The sequence below is a fragment of the Candidatus Hydrogenedentota bacterium genome, from assembly GCA_018005585.1.
In the GTDB taxonomy this organism is placed as follows: domain Bacteria; phylum Hydrogenedentota; class Hydrogenedentia; order Hydrogenedentales; family JAGMZX01; genus JAGMZX01.
The window spans coordinates 30,680-48,061 of the sequence record JAGMZX010000027.1 but is presented as its reverse complement, the minus strand read 5'-3'; the positions used below and the strand labels follow the sequence as shown (position 1 = coordinate 48,061).

Sequence of the window (17,382 nt, the reverse complement as noted above, 5' to 3'; positions counted from 1 at the left end):
AGGTTGTGCCCGTTGACGTAAGAAGCGGTATCGGACGCGAGAAACAGCACGGCGGCCGCGATTTCATTCGTCTCGGCGGGGCGGCGCTGCGGAATGAACGACAGGAGCCGCTCGGCCGTTTCTTTATTGTTGTAGAAGAGCTGGCGCGTGCCCTGCACGAGCGTGGAACCGGGCGACACGCAGTTGACGCGGATGCCCATCGGCCCCAATTCGCACGCCATGGCCTCGGTCATCCGGATGACGCCGGCCTTGGCAGCCACAAAACCGATCTGCAGGCGCAGCGGCACCACGCCGGCAATCGAGGCGATGTTGACAATCGCACCCGACCGCTGCTTCGCCATCTGGGCTGCTTCCGCTTTGCAGCAATAGAACGTCCCGTTTAAGTCAACGTTGACGATGCGCCGCCAGATGTCTTCCGGGTACTGGTCGACCGTGACCCGGTCTTCAGGACGGCTGGTGTTGATTCCCGCGTTGTTGACGGCGATATCGAGACGCCCGTGCGTTGCGATGACGGCATCGAACAAGGCGCGCACCTGAGCGGGATCCGAAATGTCGCACGAGTGGAACGCCGTGTCAGGGCCGAGTTCCGCGGCAGTGGCGCGCCCTTTCTCGTCCTGGATGTCGGCAATGACGACAACCGCGCCGCTCTGCACAAACGCCTCCGCGATTGCGCGGCCTATGCCCTGCGCGGCGCCCGTCACCACGGCAATCTTGCCCCGCAAATCCGCCTGCATGGTTTACGCTCCTCTTCTGGCGCGGAACTCGCTCAATACCCTATCCACGTCGACCGCCTCGCCTGGGGCGGCGATGATGCCGATAGGCTCGAAACACGGAATTTCGCCGTTCTCCGGCATGGCAAGTATTCTTGCGAGGAGCCCGGAGTAGTCCGCCTCGACTTCAAGCGTCGACTTGTCGGATTGGATTGTCAGCAGGACCTCCCCTTTCTCAATGGGGTCGCCTTCCTTCTTCATCCATTCAACGATTTCGCCCACTTCCATGGTCTGTCCCAGACGCGGCATTACGACAACATGGGCCATGACTGTTCTCCTATGCTTCAGCCGTCAATTTCAACGCCTCTTCCGGGTCAGGGAAGGGACTCGCCTCCGCGAACGCTGCGGCATCCGCAACCTCCGCTTCGGCTTTTTTCGTGATTGCGGCGAATGCTTCCTCATTGATTACGCCTTCGGCCATCAGCTTTGTCTTCCAGTAGTCGATGGGGTCGCGCTTGCGCGCCTCGATGACCTCTTCCTTGGTGCGATAGAGACTGTCGTCGCCTTCAAAATGCCCCCGGATACGGTACGTCTGGCATTCGACCAGCGTGGGGCCGAGCCCTGCCCGGGCGCGCGACACGGCTTCCATCGCCACTGCATACACGTCGTCGACGCGGTTGCCGTCGACCGTGACGCCGGGGATGCCGTAGGCGGCGCCGCGGATTCCGATGTTGGGTATCGGAGTGGACCGCCACACCGCGACGGACGTCGCGTATTGGTTGTTCTCGCAGACATAAATGACGGGCAGTTTCCACAACGCGGCCAGATTCAGGCTTTCGTGGAACGCGCCGTTATTCGCCGCGCCGTCGCCGAAGAAACTCACCGCCACGCGGTCTGTTTTCTGCATCTGCATGGCGAGGCCAAGGCCTGTCGATAACGGTATGCCGCCGCCTACGATGCCGACCGTGCCCATGACGCCGATTTCGGGCTTGAAGAGGTGCATTGTGCCGCCCTTGCCTCCGCAGCATCCCGTCTTCCGCGCGGACACCTCGGCGATCATATCGCGCATAGGCATGCCCTTGGCGATGCAATGCCCGTGGCCGCGGTGCGTGCTCGTGATGCAGTCGTCCCTGCGCAGATTCGCGCAGACGCCCGCCGCGACGGCCTCCTCGCCCTCATAGAGATGGGCCGCGCAGGGCACGAGCCCGTTCTTGTACATGACGGCAAGCTGCAACTCGGCCAGGCGAATGCGCAGCATGGTTTCGAGCAGTTGGATTTTGGCTGAGTCATCCATCGTATCAGACTCCTTCCGCCTGGACCGCCAGCATTGCGCGAATGGCTTCCGCCACGCGGTCCTTGTTCGGGAAGACGTAATTCTCCATGGGCGGGCTAAATGGCACCGTCGTGTGCATCGTAGTCACCTGCCGCGGCGGCTGGCGCAGCGCGCCCATGGCGTTCTCCACGACGAACGCGATTATCTCCGATGCAAAACCGCAGTAGCGGAATCCCTCGTCGACAACAAGCAGGCGACCGGTCTTGCGCACCGAGGCCAGGATGGTCTCGCCGTCGTAAGGCATGAGCGACCGCGGGTCGACCACCTCGACCGAAACGCCTTCCTTCGCGGCGATATCGGCGGCGGCAAGGCTGAAGCCAACCATCGCCCCCGTGGCGACAATAGTCAGGTCGGTTCCCTCGCGCTTCACGTCGGCGACGCCGATCGGGAGTTCGTAAGGCTCCTCGGGCACTTCGCCGCGCACGTTGAGCAGGAGTTTGTGTTCGAGATAGACCACGGGCTCGTCGTCGCGGATGGCTGCAATAATGAGCCCCTTGGCATCGTAGGGCGTGCTGGGCACGACGACCTTCAACCCCGGCGTGTTGATGTACCAGGAATAGAACGAGCCGGAGTGCTGCGCGGCGTTGGACATCGATTTGCCCGTCGTCATCCGGTACACAACGGGCACTTTTACCTGCCCGTTGGAAATATACCGAAGTTTCGCCGCCTGATTGCAGATTTGGTCCGTGGCCAGCATGGAAAAATCGATCCACATCAGATCGGCGATGGGCCGCATCCCCAGCAGGGCCGCGCCCGCCGCGGTGCCGGCAATGGCCAGTTCCGATATGGGCGTGTCGCGGGACCGGTCCGCGCCGAACTGGGCGCAGAACCCGTCAGTCTGCTTGAAACAGCTCCCGTGCGGTCCCACGCCTTCGCCCATCACGAAGACCGAGGGGTCGCGTTCCATTTCCTGGCGCATGCCTTCGCGGAGCGCCTCGACATAACGAATCCGTCTAGCCATGATGCTTCCTTCTATGATGCAACCTGAACGGCCTCGATGGCCTCTGCTGTGCAACAAAACCCTTCCCCCGGCGACAAGAGACGGAGCGGCACATCGCGGCAACGCCGCGCACACGCCTCGACAAAGGCCTGCGGGTCGCCATTGTGCTCCTTGAACATCCAGAAATGACAGGGGACGACGACCCGCGGTGACACAACAGCCGCAAGCCCGGCTGCCTCGTCCGCAGTGAGATTGCCAAAGCGGCCGTTGATACAGGTCAGCAGCACGTCCGGATTGAGGTCTATCAGTGGCTGCATGAGCGGGACGTTCAGCGCCGTGTCGCCCGTGAACAACACGCGCACGCCGCCGAAATCGAGGAGCAGCGAAAGCGCGGTAGGGGAGAGGTCGCCATGGTCGGATTGCGCCGGGATGACGGCGAAATCGGCGAGTGCGCGGCGTTCCCCGGGTTTCAATAGCGTAAACCGGTCCATTGAGATGCCCATCTTCTCGTATTCGGGCAGGCAGCCCTGTGAACCGGCAAAGCGGCAGGACGGGCAATTGCGCGCGATCACCGGCAGCGCGTCGGTGTCCAGATGGTCCAGGTGTTCATGCGAACTGATCAGCCAATCGGCGCGGACCGCCTCCATTGGAATTGGCGACAGCGACAGCCGCTTGAACCCGAAGGCCTTTTCGACGGCGTTCGAGAGGTAGGGGTCAAGGTACAGGACGGTGCCGGACGCCGTCTTGAAAACAAAGCCGGCTTGGGCAAGCCACCAGAGCGCGACGCCGCCGTCCGGCACGCGCGCGCGCTCGATTGCGGCCGCGAGTGTGTTCATCATGTCCTCCGTGTGTTTTCCCAGGCCGATTTACGCGGGGTTCCGCGTCATACGAGCCGCGAGACCGGGTCCTTTCCCTGCAAGAAATCGCGCGCGGCCTCGGCCGCCTTGCGCTGCAAAATCTCCACGGCCTTTTCCGAAACGGATGCGGCGTGGCTGGTCAGGATTACGTTCGGAAACGCGCGCAAGGGGCTTGTTGCGGGCAGCGGTTCTTCCTCGAAAACGTCCAGCCCCGCGCCGCCGAGCCGCCCGGATCGCAGCGCTTCGACGAGCGCCTCTTCGTGAACGACGGGCCCGCGCGATGTGTTGATGAGCAGCGCGCCCGGTTTCATCCGCGCGAAGGCGGCGCGGTCCATGAGATGCGTCGTCTCCGGGACCAGGGGACAATGCAGCGAAACCACGTCTGCGCGCTCGATGAGTTCCTGAAAGGTGACGGACGTTGCCTGGTGTTCCACGTAGACAGCATCATTCACATTGGGATCGTACGCGATGACGGAGAAACCCAGCGCGACGGCCTTGCGGGCGAGATTGCGCGCAATCTTGCCAAAACCGGCGAGGCCGAGCGTGAGTTCGGAAAGCGCGTGGATGGGCCGAAAAGGATTAACCCCCCATTTCCCCTGGAGAATCTGGTGATGGTCCTGGGGGATGCGCCGGCAGAGAGAGAGGACCATGGCCAACGCGTGCGTAGCCACTTCCTCGACGCAGAAATCGGGCACATTGGCCGCTACAACGCCGAGGTCGCGCGCCGCGTCCAGATCGAAGTTGTTCACGCCCACCCCATAGCGGACGATGCAGCGCACGTTCGGCAGGGCCTCAAGCACGCGCCGGGTTACGGGCGCCCACTGCACGAGGAGCACGTCCGCGTGTCCGCAGGTCCTGATGATGTCGTCTTCGGTCTTGCATATCGGCTGAATCGCCTCAAGAGCGAAACCCGCCGACGCAACGATTTCACGTTCGAGTTCGACGTGGGGAAACGCGTAATCAGTGACGATGACTCGCTTCATAACCGTGACTCCTTAGTGCTCCTATCCCTTCTCGGCGGGCAACAATGCGGCCAGTTCTTCCCAGAGCGCATCATCCACTGGAATGCCGTTCTTTGCCCGGTGCAGCGAACACAGATACTCGGGCTCCCCGGGCGCCTGCACGCGATCACACCCTTCCGCCGGGGGGACCGCGTGAAGATCGGTGACCATCGCGGCGATGCGTTCCAGGAAATGATCGCCGCCCCCGAAGCGGCGGAAGTCGAGCGCGCCGACAAGATGGCACAGGTTGCGGCGCTTGTCGAGATCGCCGTACATGGCGGGTATCTGCGGGCCGTACAAGCCGCCGGAGAGAATGCCGGTCAGCACGTCCATGATGACGCCCAGACCGTGGCCCTTCGCGCCTGCGGCGGGCGTCCAGTATACGGCTTTGTGAGGGTCGGTGGTCGGCCTGGCGTTGGCGTCCACCGCCCATGTCGGCGGGATCGGCTTGTTTTCCATGCGCGCCTTGAAGATATGACCGCCCGCGACCGTGCTCGTGGCCATATCAAGGACAATCGGGGGACCCGACGCAGAGGGAATCCCGAAGCACAGGGGATTCGAGCCGCAGAAGGGGAGCGTGCCCCCGAAGGGCACCACCCCCTTATCTGCCTGCGAAAAGACAATCCCTATAAGCCCGGCGTCCATGGCGCGCTGTGCGAAGAACGAAAGTACGCCGCAGTGATTGCTGTGATTGACGCCGACAAACCCTGCGCCCGATTCGCGCGCGATTTCGATGACTATGCCCATGGCGTCCCAGTTGGAGACTTGGCCGAATCCGTGGTCTCTGTCCATGGCCACCGTGGCCGGGCCGGTCCGTTTTACCGTCGTATTGGGGCGGGGATTGATGGACCCGATGTCCATGCGGCGGACGTAGTGCGGAATGCGCATGACCCCGTGGGAATCCGTGCCGCGCAAGTGCGCATAGACCAGGGAGTCCGCCATGATGCCCGCGTCGCGTTCGGAAAGGCCCCTGCCACAAAAGATGGCGGCTATGACCGTCTTCAGTTCTTCCGCAATAACGAGCATGGACGCTTCCTATGCCTGGTCATGCGCCGCTTCAAAAAGTGCGACGAGATTCTTAAAGGGGATATCGGGGGTCATCACATTCGCCGGGCCCAGCGCGAGCGCGCCGCCGAATCGTTTGCCCAGCGTAGCCGCGATGCGCCGGACCTCGTCCCTGACCGCCTGCGGTGAGCCGTCGGTTAGCAAACCCTGAACGTCCACGGCGCCGCTGAATGCGATTCTGCCGCCGAATTCACGCGCCAGATGGTCCGCGTCCATGGCCCCGGGCTGAACCGGGTCGAGCACGTCGCAACCGATGTCAATCAGTTCGGGGACGATCGCCGTCACGTTGCCGCAACTATGGAAGAATACGTCCATGCCCAACCGGTGCACTTCCTCGAAGACACGCGCATAGTAGGGCTTGAACAAGACGCGCCACAATTCCGGGGATATCATCAACCCGGTTTGCGAGCCCCAGTCGTCCGTAAAGAAGACCGCATCTGCTTGAAGCGCTGCCCACTGCCGGACAATCTCACGGAGGTACGCCTCCAGACAATCCAGGAGCCTCCTCACTTCGGGTTTGTGCATCAAGAAATCGGTAAAGACGTTCTCCATGCCGCGCAGGGCATGCAGCCGCTCGAACAACGCCAAGTGAATCACGCCGTAGCAATATTTTGTGTCCCGGTGAGGAGCGAGGGCGGCGGCGGCGGCATCCAGGCGGCCGGGCGCGCGGGGATCGGGAACCTGGTGCTTGAGGAAATCGTCCAGCGCTGCCCAATCCCTGATCGGATGGTCCACAGGGGTAGCGCCCACGCCGCCGAACGCGTGCCCCCATCGCGTTCCCCATTCGTCCAGCCATTCCATGCTGGTCATCAGGGCTTCGACGGTGTTGATGTGGGGCTGTTTGCCGGGCAGTTGATAGCCAATCGTGATATCGTACGGGATAACCGCAATCAGGTCGTCGGGACAAGCGCAGAACAGGTCCGCGAGGTCGTCGCCATATTTCAATATCAGGTCCAAGGAGAGCCGCTTGAGCCTCACGGGGCACCGGCCGTCGCCTGCGCCGTGAAGGGCCGCCTTCACCCAACCCTTGGCGGGCGGATTGCTCTCCTGTGCAGCATTCACGCGCGCCTCGAAACGCGCAATACGTGTCTCCATCTCGGGGATAGAGAGGAGTCGGAACGCGTCGGTCGCCGTCGCGCTCATCACATCGGTTTCCGGGACTTCATCGCCCGCACGGCGGTCACCCACCGGCGCGCACACGCTGTAATCGCCGCAAAGTCGCCTTTTGTCACCTCCCGTGCGAGCGCCAGTTCCGTCGTCACACCCGCCACTCCGGCGAACGCGCCCACTTCGTAATAGGACTCCATGTTTTGGAGAAGGATACTGCCCGCGGGCATCATACGCACTCCTGGAAAAGGCCCCTGCATGAAGTACACGAACCGGGGGCCCACCATGTCGCAAGGAAACAGCTTGATTATGTCCGCGCCCAAGCGCAGCGCGTCCGCGATTTCGCTCGGCGTGAAACATCCGGGCGCGGAGATGACGCCCGCGTCCACGGCCTCTTCCACCACAGGCGCGTGAAGATTCGGGGACACGATACCCTCTGCACCGCTCGCGATCGCCGCGCGCGCCTGTTCCGGCGTGGTCACGGTGCCTGCGGCGACAACGACCCGTGCGCCGTGCCGTTCGCGCAGATGGCGAATGACCTCGCACGCGCCCGTCGTGGTGAAGGGGACCTCCAATAGGGTCGCGCCGCCTTCGATGAGCGCTTCAAACGTGTCTTCCGCCTGTTGGGCCGTCTCTCCGCGCAGGATCAGGACCAGCCATTCGTCGTGAAGGCGTTTTAGTATATCCGCTTTGCTCATCTTTGGACGCGTCCTGCCTGGCCGCCTTCAAGCAGTTGTTCTACTTCCGGCAACGACACAAGATTGAAGTCACCTCGGATCGTATGCTTGAGGCATGCCGCCGCTGTCGCAAATTCCGCCACGCGCGCGGGGTGCGCGCCCAACAAGACCTGAAAAATGATTCCCGCCGCAAATGCGTCTCCCGCGCCGATTCGGTCGACGATCCGGATATCGTAGACCCGGCTGAAGGCGCACCCCTCGGCGGCGCAGGCCATTCCGGCATAGCGTTGTTCGGAGGCCGAGGCGGCGTTGCGCATGGGCATGGCCACCCACTGGAATCCAAACCGCTCACGAAGGGCCCTGGCCGCATATTCCGCGCGGGCGTGCTCATCGGCCCGGAGGTGCGCGGGAACCGATACGCCGAACAGGCGCTCCGCGTCTTCCGCGCCCCCGATGAAGACTTCAACGCGGTCCAACAGTCTGGACAGGATGCGACTGGCGTCCTCCAGGCTCCATAACTTGCTGCGGTAATTACAGTCGCAACTCGTGGTTACGCCCAGGCGCCCCGCCGCGGCAAGAGCCTCTTCCAATACCGCCACGACATTCGCGCCGAGCGCGGGCGCGGTCCCGGAGAAGTGAAACCACTGTTTCCCGGCCAGAATCTGTTCCCACTCGAATTCACTGGGCTGGACGTCTCGCAAGCTGCTGTGATTGCGGTCGTAGATGACATTGGACGGCCGCTGCGACGCGCCGGTCTCGACGTAAAGGATGCCGAGCCGTTCGCCGCCCCTTGCAATGAATGAGGTGTCCACGCCGAAACGGCGGAGATAGTTGATGCACGCCTGGCCGATTTCGTGTTCCGGCACCTTTGAAACGACGAACGCGTCGATGCCGAAATGGGCCAGGGACACGGCGACGTTGGCCTCGGCCCCGGTGTAGCGGGCTTCAAACAGGTCCGCCTGCGTAAAGCGCAGCGGGCCGCACGGGTCGAACCGGAGCAGCAATTCGCCGAAGGTCACACATCCGCCTGGTTTTGTCACCGGCAGTCACTCCTCGACATGCTGGATAACCGGCTCGGTGCTGCGATGATAAACAGATCGTACACCCCGGCAAGAGCAGGAAGAATCCTGCAAACACCCACTCGTCGCGGATGCTTATACTCTACATGGGATTCCGCGTACATCCGCAACTAGACCTCCGGCGATAACAGGCAGCGCCCGGCAGCCTGGATGGCGTCCAGCGGACCGCGAAACGCCCAGACTACCGCCGTATCATGGCACGACCTGCGTTCTGTGCTGCCGCCAATGGCCGGGACGTGGTACTCAAGTTCGCTGAAACTGCCCAAGTTGCTGTTCACGTTGCACGCCTGTGTGGAATAGCCGAAGTCTTCGGGATTCTTCCACGGCACATCAATATAGTCGCCCGACGGGTTCACGACGAAGCACCGGATGATCAACGTAGCCGCGCCGCCGGTATTGTGCAGATATCCGACGCGTCCCGTGGTTGCCACGGCGCGGATGCCGAGCTTGTGCTCGCCCGTTGCACGCATCCTGTAGCGGACCAGATGATCGCTTACGGCCAAGTCGTCTGGCGCGATGTCGCCGAACCAGACCGTTGGCCGTGTCCGGCTGAACGTGGGGACCAGCAAGTCGCCTCCGTGGGGCATCTGCACGAGGTTCCACAGCCCCACGGCCGGCGGTTCCTGACCCGTTTCGTCTTGTATCCTCAGGGTTGTGAATTGCGTATATCCCGCGTATGCGAGCGCGCGTGTGTCGACAGTCGTCTCATGCCGCAGAGGATTCGGCGCGGCTCCGATTGACTTGCCCAGTCGGAGGGACACCTGTCTGCCAGACCGCGAAAAACGCAGCGAAAAGGTGTTCACCAGTTCCAGCCCGCGCTGCGACGATTTAACTTCATAGTCGCCGGGGTCCAGTTCGCGCGGCTGCCGATAAGTACTCAAATCGGGGTATTTCGGGAGAAAGATATCCACCTCCGGAGCCAGCCACGTGCGGTCCCCGCCGGAATTGTGCCAGGCGTCGCTTTCGTAGAACGCGCGCGCTGTTTCCGCCGATCCCAGCGCCGGATGGGTCCAGTAGAAGTTCTCCTGCGAGTCCCGCGCATAGACGCCAAGGACGCGGCCGCCGTAGGGCAAGAGCACGATATCCGTGCCGTCGGCTTGTGTCATCACGCGGGCCGGCTTTCCCACGGCCTCCAGAACGCGCAGAAGTTCGTCCTTCGCCGGGGCCGGACATGGGGGCGATTGCGCGGTAACCACGCCCTGGAACAGCCCGGAACCGGCTGCGGCCCAGCCGGTGATCCCGCCAATCCCAGAAGCCAGGAATCTTCTTCGGTTCAACATGGTCACGACCCTCTAAAGCTTCTTCCAGGACCTGGAGATTTCTTCCAGGGTGCGCCCCTTGGTTTCCGGCAGCATCTTCCAGCCGAACAGGAGGGCGGCGACACAAATGACCGAAAACAGCCAGAATGCGCCGCCTTCGGAACCCAGGACTTTGGCGGAAAAGCCGGTCAATATGGGAAACAACTGCGCGCCGCTGTAGATGGTAAGCCAGAGAAACGCGGTCGTTATGGCGACGGCCTTCGCTCGGAGCCGGGTAGGGAAGATTTCCGACATCATCAGCCAAGGCAGGGGGCCGAGCGCGAGCCCGTGCGGCACCGTGCACAGAATGATGACGACGAGCACGAGAAAACCTTCGACCTGGAAGTGAAACACGATGCCGGTAATCGACGTGATCGCGGCCATAAGGGCCGACCCGCACAACCAGAGCGGCCTGCGGCCCACGCGGTCCACCAATCCGCCGGCGATCAGCGTGACCAGCCCCATAAATCCATACGCCACCGCGAACTGAAGGATCGCCTGCGACCGGTCGTCCATTCCAGACATTTCAAACAACCTGGGAATGTACCCCCCCATGACGCTCCAGCCCGTCCAATTATTGAAGAATGCCAGACACAGGCCGATGAACAGCGCGTACCGAATGCCCGGCTGGAACAACTCGCGCAGATCTCCGGTCTCTTCCGCGAGCGCGGATTTGATTTCTCGCAGTTCTTCGTTGGCATGGGCCGTGCCTCCAACGCGCGACAGCACGTCAAGCGCTTCGTCGAACCGGCCCCGGCCCGCGAGCCAGCGCGGGCTGGATGGAAGGAACAGCAGCAGCACCGCAAAAAAGAGGATGGGCAGCATTGCGGAGCCGAACATCCATCGCCAGGCAACGGATTCGGGAAACGTTTTCACGATGATCCACGCAGCGAAAGGCGCGGCGATGCTGCCGACGACAATGGCAAGTTGATACATGACCCCGAGTCCGCCGCGCATGCGCTTGGGGGCGACTTCCGAAATGTACATCGGCGAGGCAACAGAGCACAGACCGACTCCTACCCCGCCAATGATGCGGAACACATTGAACGTGATGAAATCGCCCGCGAGGGCCGTGAAGACGGCGTTGATGGCGAGCAATACGCACGCGATGACGAGCGTGCGGTTGCGCCCGATGGCGTCGCAGAGCCAGCCCCCGAGAAACGGTCCCGCCATGCAGCCGAGCGCGGCGCTGCCTGTGGTGAAACCAAACCACCATTCGGAAAGTTGAAACACGTCCCGCAAATACAGGTTTGCGGCCCCGATGATGGCCAGGTCATAGCCGAATAAGAACCCGCCGACCGCGGCGACAAACGCTACCGCGAAGGCGTAGACGCTACCGGAATCCCCGGTTTGGGCTGGTTCTGTCCGGCCATCTGGACTCATGAGTGGTCTCCTGTGTGGGCAAGGCGTGGTGCTTCAGACATCCGGGAGGTATCCCTTCCCGAAACGCGCCGTGGATTCCGAGCGAAAATCTGAGATCAACGACATCAAGGACGTCGTGCCGCCGTCCGCGACGATGGTCTGGCCGACGATGTAGCGCGCGTCGTCGGAACAGAGGAACACGGCCAGCTTCGCGATATCCAGCGGGACGCCGGAAGTCCCCAGGGGCACCTTCTCAGCCGCGTCGCGCCGCGCGTCTTGCTCATTGAAGCCCGGGAGCACGTTGAAGTAGTTCTCGACCGTAACCCAGCCCGGCGCGATGGCATTCACGCGAATCCCCTTATGGGCGAGTTCAACGGCGAGCGCGCGGGTATAGGCGATAATAGCGCCCTTGGTGCCCGCGTAGACGGAGTGCTCGGGCGCGCCCTGGACACCGTGGATCGACGTGATATTGCAGATGGCGCCGCCGCCGCGTTTTTCCATCTCGGCGACGATAAGCTGTGTGAGAAAGAACTGCGCGCGGATATTGACGTGGTACATCCTGTCGAATTGCTCGCGCGTCACTTTGAGAAACGGCTTGTTGAAGGTGATGCCGGCATTGTTGATGAGGCAATTCACCCCGCCGAGAAAGTCGAGCGCTTCCTCGCCCATCGTCAGCACTTCGTCGACATCATCGAAGTTGGCCTGTAATACGGCCGTCTTGCGTCCCAAGGCGTGGATTGCCTCGGCCGCGCTCAGCGCGCCCGCGTCGCTGTGCGCGTAATGCAGGACGACATCCGCCCCCTGGCGCGCGCATTCGAGCGCGATCTCGCGCCCGATTCCCGTGCCCGATCCCGTGACAAGCGCCTTCCTTCCTGCAAGCCTGGCCTCGCAACTCATATGGCAACCCCTTCCATGGCTCTCCGGCTCACTACACGGCACGAAGTCCGAAGACCGGGTTTCACTCACGGCCGTTCCCCCAAGACAGGAGCCCGGTCCCCGTTTACGGCGTACACCCTGCCTCCCGATTTCGCAGCATGACGCACTCTATTACAATTGAGAGGCGACTTCAACAGACGGGTCGAAGGACGAAAGGGCCTGCAAAAGACTGAAAAAACGGGCCAATCCCACAGACATACTAGCGGGTTCTGTTCTTCAATTCGTCGCGGTTGAGGCAATCGGGGGGCAATTCTCCGCGCAGCATGGCTTCCAGGTTCAGAGCGGCCCGGCGCTGGAGTTCGCGGCTGGCCCGTTCGCTATACCACGCGTAATGACCGGTCGCGATGACCCGAGGATGCGACACGAGCGCGTCCCGGTTGGCGCGCGGCGGTTCGTCCTGGAAGACGTCTATCCCCGCGGCGAAGACTTTCTGAGCCTGCAGCGCCGCCGTGAGGGCTTCCTCATCTACCACGGGCCCGCGGGCCGTATTGATGACAATGACATTGGGCCGCATTCGCGCAATCGTCTGCGCGTTCAAGAGGTGGTGTGTTTCATGCGTCAGGTTGCAGTGCAGCGTTACAACGTTGCTTCCCGCAAGTAACGCATCGAGCGAACAGGCCTCCGCGCCCACGTCGTGAAACCGTTCCGCGGGGATGTAAGGGTCGCAGGCGAGGACGCGGTGAAACAGTCCGCGCGCCTTCGTGCACAGTGTGCCGCCGATTTGACCGAGCCCAATGATGCCCAGCGTCAGTTCATGCAATTCCGGCATGTGGGTATGGGCAGGCGTGTTGTATTTGGGCCGCATTTGTTCAATGCCGGCGCGCAGACCTCGCACGCATGCCAGAATCAGCGCCAGGGCATGGTCTGACACGGAATGGTTTGCATAACCACGGACATTACAGACCGGGATACCGCGCGCGGACGCCGCCTCGAGGTCGACGTTGTCGTATCCCACGCCGCAGCGCACGAAAGCCCGGACCGTCGCGGCGGTGTCGAGAAATGGCCCGTCGATCTTTGTCCATCGAACGAACATGCCCACCGCGCCCCGAGCGAACCGCGCCTTCCCCTCCGCGTCGAGCTTTTCGCCCGGAAAGAAATCAAGCGCGTATCCGGCGTCACCCAGAATCTCCACTTCCGGGTCGTAAGAGGCATAGCCGGGATCGATCACAACAACGCGTTTGTCACTCGTGTCTGGCATTGCATGTTTTCCTGACACTTCGCCGGCGGCCGTTTATCAACAAGCAACAAGAGCGCCTCTTTAAGAAACGCAGCATGCCGCTCTGTGAAGGGCCGATTGGTCAGGCAGCGTTCAACCTTGGCTGAGGTTTGCTGCCGCAAATTCCCAGTTGACCAGTTTTTCGAGCACGGCAGCGACATAGTCTGCCCGGCGATTCTGATAGTCGAGGTAGTAGGCGTGTTCCCAAACGTCGATGACGAGGAGCGGCTTGACGTCGGGTGTCAACGGCAACTCGGCATTCGGAGTCTTCGTGACCGCGAGGCCGCCACCCTGCCGGACCAGCCAGGCCCAGCCACTGCCAAACTGCTTTGTGGCGGCGTCGGCTAGGGATTTCTTGCAGTCTTCCAGGCTTCCGAAGGATGCCTCAATCTGTTTCATGAGCGACGCCGGGGGATCGCCGCCGCCATTGGGCGAAAGGCTCTGCCAATAGAACGTGTGATTCCAAATCTGCGCCGCATTGTTGAAGATAGCCGTCTCATCCGCCTTGCCCGCAGCGCCCGCGATGATCTTCTCAAGAGGCTGGCCTTCATAGGGCGTGTTGGCAATGAGCTTGTTCAGGTTGTCGACATAGCCCTTGTGATGCTTGCCATAGTGGAAACTGATGGTATTGGCGGAGATGACCGGCGCCAACGCGTCGTCCGGATAGGGCAGTGGCGGTAACGTGATCGGGTCTGCCGCGCGCGCGGTGCCTGGAACGCCGGCTACGCCCGCCGCGGCCACGAATGCTCCCGCCAAGGTCAGGAATTGCCGCCGGTTTACAGCGGTTGCGTGAAAGAGAACCTCTTGAGTGCCCATAGAACCTCCTCTTCTGTACTCGGGCATACAACGCCCCTCGGCTTCCAAACACACCTTATGCGGCGGGGAATGCAGCCTTATGAAGGGCATAGCAGGGCCTGCCGCGTAAAGAAGCGAAAGTGCCATTGTATCAGAGACTTCCACGTTGCGCCTCCTTCATCTCGAACCCTGCCGCGAAAACGCACTGCTCGGGCCTGTGACATCGTGGCAGGAAGTCCTTCTGGCGAGACCCATCGTCACAAAAACCCTGTGTAACGCCATCCAAACGTGCGTGTTGACAGTCTCCGGGGCGGTGCCCATAATGGATATGCGGGATGGCAAAGTACGTTTCCGGACCCGAAATATGAAGCCCGGGACGGAAGTCAGTGGTTTCGCACCGCGCGGGCCGCCGGGGTCATCAGATCGCAACACGTGCAAGCGTGTCGCGCACAGGAGGAGAGAACATGACAGACGCAGCAGGGTCGGGCAACGGCCGCGGCACGACGCGGCGCGATTTTCTGAAGAGTTCCGCGGTCTTGGCGTCCGCGGCTGTCGCGGGCGCGCAAGGCATTGCCAGAAATGCCTATGCTGCGGGCAATGACATTATCCGTGTCGGCATGATTGGGTGCGGTGGCCGCAACACGGGCGCGGCCGCGGAAGCATTGAGCGCGGACCCGGGTGCGCGGCTTGTGGCGATGTGCGACATCTTCCTGGACCGCGTCAAGGCCCGGCGCGAACGGCTCAGGGGACAAAAGAAGGACCAGGTCATTGTAGACGACGACCACTGCTTCGCGGGTTTTGACGGGTACAAACACGTGATAGAAGCTTCGGACGTTGTGCTGGTCGCGAACGCGGCGAAGTTCCATCCGTTTCACGCGATGGCGGCCATCCAGGCGGGCAAACATGTCTTCGTCGAAAAACCCCACGGCATTGACCCCGCAGGGATCCGGTTGATGCAAAGGGCGGGCGAGGTGGCGAAAGAAAAGGGGCTGTGCCTGGTTTCGGGACTGCAAAGCCGGTATCACGCGGGTTACGCGGAAACCGTGCAGCGCATCTGCGACGGGGCCATTGGCGATGTGGTATGCATCGAGGAGAATTTTCTGCGAGAGCCCTATGTGATCATTGACCGCGCCCCCGGGCTTACCGAGCTGGAGTGGCAATGCAGCACGCAGTACCATTTCCGTTGGCTCTCAGGAGACGATGTCCCGCAGTCGCTGGTCCACAATCTCGACCGGGCGAGCTGGGTGATGGGGAACGCCGCGCCGGTCAAGTGTCACGGTCTCGGCGGGCGGTCTTCGATGACCGCGGCGATTTACGGCGACGTATTCGACCACCATTCGGTCGTCTACGAATTCGAGAACGGCGTCCGCATCTATGCGTTCTGCCGGACCACCACGGGATGCTATAACGAATCTTCCAGCGTTGTCTTCGGCAGCAAAGGCAAGGCCTCCATCATGGACTGCCGCATCTGGGGGGAGAACAACTGGCAGTGGCAAGGCGACTGTAACCCCTATCAGGTCGAGCACGACACGCTCTTCAAGGCGATCCGGTCGGGGGAACCCGTGAACAACGGTGAGTACATGGCGCGAAGCACCATGATTGGCGTGATGGGTCAGATTTCGTGCTATACCGGCGAAGAAATCACCTGGGAACAGGTCATGCAATCCGATTTCGCTTACGCGCCCAGGCCGGAGGATTGCCGCGACGGCATGGAACCGCCGGTTCTGCCCGGGCCCGACGGAAGCTATCCCGTGCTCACGCCCGGAGCCACGAGACTGCTGTAAACTCAGGTTGGTCATGTGACATTTCCGCGGGGACCAGGATATGGACCCGAGGTCTCTTGAAATATCAGGAGGCAGTCCTTGCGCGATGCGTTAGAACACTCCGGTTCCGCTGTTGGCCGGTGGGGGCAGTCCCGCCGCTGACTGAGACCACGAATGGGGGCGTATTACCGCCGGGATTGGCGTCGGCAGCGTGCGCCCAAGTGCCCGCCGCCGCGGTTTCTTTGACCTTGCAGAGACATGTTCAGCCGAACGGGAGTCCGCGGCAGTAAGGACTGCGCTTCGCGCGGGTTACTCCGGAGAAAGGCGGCCTTCGATAGCAGCCACTATATCGCCGCAGTCGCGCGGATGGTCAACCCCGCCAAAGGTATCGTATTGAATGGGCGCGGCGCGGCCGAGGCGGTCGCTGCCCTGAGACCAGTCCCATTCGGCGCTGCCGGTTTTGTTGAGACTTATCCTTGCGCTTTCGCCGTTCGCGGCTGACACACTGGTCCAGGTCCCTCCGGCAAGGGCGAGCGCGTCGCGGTTCCGGAGCAGACTGACCGAACCGTCGCCCGCCAGCGTGATGCCATCGGGGAACGGTGCCTGGCCCGGGCCGAAGAGCAGGTGATAGACGTTGTTTTTGGTGTGGATCAGGAGCGCGGGTTGACCCGGCACGCAAGCGATCGATTGCAGGTTCGGTTCAACCTCCCAGGTGTCCCATATTGCCAGGAAGGGCCCATCTTGCCGCCGCCGCACGCACAAGGTCTGACACACCGGGTGGTCCTTGGTGACAACGGCATTCTCAATGGGGAACGTTTCCAGGCGATACACTTGTGTCCCCGGTACGCCCGGCATGCTGAGTCGGGAGGTAATGTTACCGACACTCCAAGTCGCCGACCAGTCTTCCCCGTTCATGCTCATGAAAACCCGGTCACTTCCGTTGTAGAGCCAGTCCGCGGGTTCGAAGGACGCCGGTTCCATCGCCATGCTGCACTCCGGCGGCCCACCCGCATGCTGAAGGATCCAGTCCTTTGTCTCGCCGCCGTGCACGTCGAAACATTCAATGACAACATCTTCAACTACCGCCACCGAACGCCGGTAACGCGAGGTTTGCGGATAGATCCGGTCTCCGCGCAGCTCGGCGAACTGCATCAACGGGCTTGCGTAAAAAACGGCTGCCTCAGGGACGCTTTCGCCGCGCAGCGCCTCACCCTGGGGCTGTGACTGCTTGTCCACCACGACG

The 17,382-nt window shown here is 62.1% G+C and carries 17 protein-coding genes; 1 reads left to right on the top strand and 16 read right to left on the bottom strand.

Annotation, left to right across the window (positions count from 1 at the left end; all coding sequences use genetic code 11):
- The 15 genes from KA184_06790 to KA184_06720 all read right to left on the bottom strand — a co-directional run.
- A partial coding sequence (locus tag KA184_06790) for an SDR family oxidoreductase (GenBank protein ID MBP8129274.1) occupies positions 1–734 on the bottom strand: 734 nt, incomplete at its 3' end.
- Between the two features lie 3 nt (positions 735–737).
- On the bottom strand, positions 738–1,037 hold the full coding sequence (locus tag KA184_06785; protein MBP8129273.1) for a hypothetical protein: 300 nt from the start codon (positions 1,035–1,037) through the stop codon (positions 738–740).
- A 10-nt stretch (positions 1,038–1,047) separates the two neighbouring features.
- A complete protein-coding gene (locus KA184_06780) occupies positions 1,048–2,004 on the bottom strand; it encodes a thiamine pyrophosphate-dependent dehydrogenase E1 component subunit alpha (GenBank protein MBP8129272.1) in 957 nt (318 codons plus the stop codon).
- A gap of 4 nt (positions 2,005–2,008) precedes the next feature.
- Positions 2,009–3,004, bottom strand: coding sequence for an alpha-ketoacid dehydrogenase subunit beta (locus tag KA184_06775; GenBank protein MBP8129271.1), 996 nt, complete (start codon positions 3,002–3,004; stop codon positions 2,009–2,011).
- 11 nt (positions 3,005–3,015) lie between these two features.
- The gene (locus KA184_06770; protein ID MBP8129270.1) at positions 3,016–3,822 is read right to left on the bottom strand and encodes an MBL fold metallo-hydrolase; all 807 of its coding nucleotides are present in this window, start codon (positions 3,820–3,822) and stop codon (positions 3,016–3,018) included.
- Positions 3,823–3,866: 44 nt separating this feature from the next.
- Positions 3,867–4,823, bottom strand: coding sequence for a C-terminal binding protein (locus KA184_06765; GenBank protein ID MBP8129269.1), 957 nt, complete (start codon positions 4,821–4,823; stop codon positions 3,867–3,869).
- A 21-nt stretch (positions 4,824–4,844) separates the two neighbouring features.
- Positions 4,845–5,867, bottom strand: coding sequence for an Ldh family oxidoreductase (locus KA184_06760; protein MBP8129268.1), 1,023 nt, complete (start codon positions 5,865–5,867; stop codon positions 4,845–4,847).
- A 9-nt stretch (positions 5,868–5,876) separates the two neighbouring features.
- Positions 5,877–7,049: a hypothetical protein gene (locus KA184_06755; GenBank protein MBP8129267.1), complete on the bottom strand. Its 1,173-nt coding sequence runs from the start codon at positions 7,047–7,049 to the stop codon at positions 5,877–5,879.
- Entirely contained in the window at positions 7,049–7,711 is a 663-nt protein-coding gene (gene eda, locus KA184_06750; protein MBP8129266.1) for a bifunctional 4-hydroxy-2-oxoglutarate aldolase/2-dehydro-3-deoxy-phosphogluconate aldolase, read from the bottom strand. Before eda ends, KA184_06755 begins: the two co-directional genes overlap by 1 nt.
- Entirely contained in the window at positions 7,708–8,709 is a 1,002-nt protein-coding gene (locus KA184_06745) for a sugar kinase (GenBank protein MBP8129265.1), read from the bottom strand. Before KA184_06745 ends, eda begins: the two co-directional genes overlap by 4 nt.
- Before the next feature lie 170 nt (positions 8,710–8,879).
- Positions 8,880–10,049 (bottom strand): hypothetical protein, encoded by a 1,170-nt coding sequence (locus KA184_06740; protein ID MBP8129264.1) that lies wholly within the window; start codon positions 10,047–10,049, stop codon positions 8,880–8,882.
- 12 nt (positions 10,050–10,061) lie between these two features.
- Positions 10,062–11,450 (bottom strand): sugar porter family MFS transporter, encoded by a 1,389-nt coding sequence (locus KA184_06735; protein ID MBP8129263.1) that lies wholly within the window; start codon positions 11,448–11,450, stop codon positions 10,062–10,064.
- 33 nt (positions 11,451–11,483) lie between these two features.
- A complete protein-coding gene (locus KA184_06730; GenBank protein MBP8129262.1) occupies positions 11,484–12,326 on the bottom strand; it encodes a glucose 1-dehydrogenase in 843 nt (280 codons plus the stop codon).
- 238 nt (positions 12,327–12,564) lie between these two features.
- Positions 12,565–13,563, bottom strand: a complete 999-nt coding sequence (locus tag KA184_06725) for a hypothetical protein (protein MBP8129261.1) — start codon at positions 13,561–13,563, stop codon at positions 12,565–12,567.
- 111 nt (positions 13,564–13,674) lie between these two features.
- A complete protein-coding gene (locus tag KA184_06720; GenBank protein MBP8129260.1) occupies positions 13,675–14,397 on the bottom strand; it encodes a superoxide dismutase in 723 nt (240 codons plus the stop codon).
- A 443-nt stretch (positions 14,398–14,840) separates the two neighbouring features.
- Between KA184_06720 and KA184_06715 the strand changes: the two genes are divergently transcribed.
- Complete coding sequence (locus KA184_06715) at positions 14,841–16,160, top strand: Gfo/Idh/MocA family oxidoreductase (GenBank protein ID MBP8129259.1); 1,320 nt, start codon at positions 14,841–14,843, stop codon at positions 16,158–16,160.
- Between the two features lie 288 nt (positions 16,161–16,448).
- Here the strand turns inward: KA184_06715 and KA184_06710 are convergent.
- Positions 16,449–17,382, bottom strand: a 934-nt coding sequence (locus tag KA184_06710; protein MBP8129258.1) for a hypothetical protein, incomplete at its 5' end; no start/stop codon positions are given.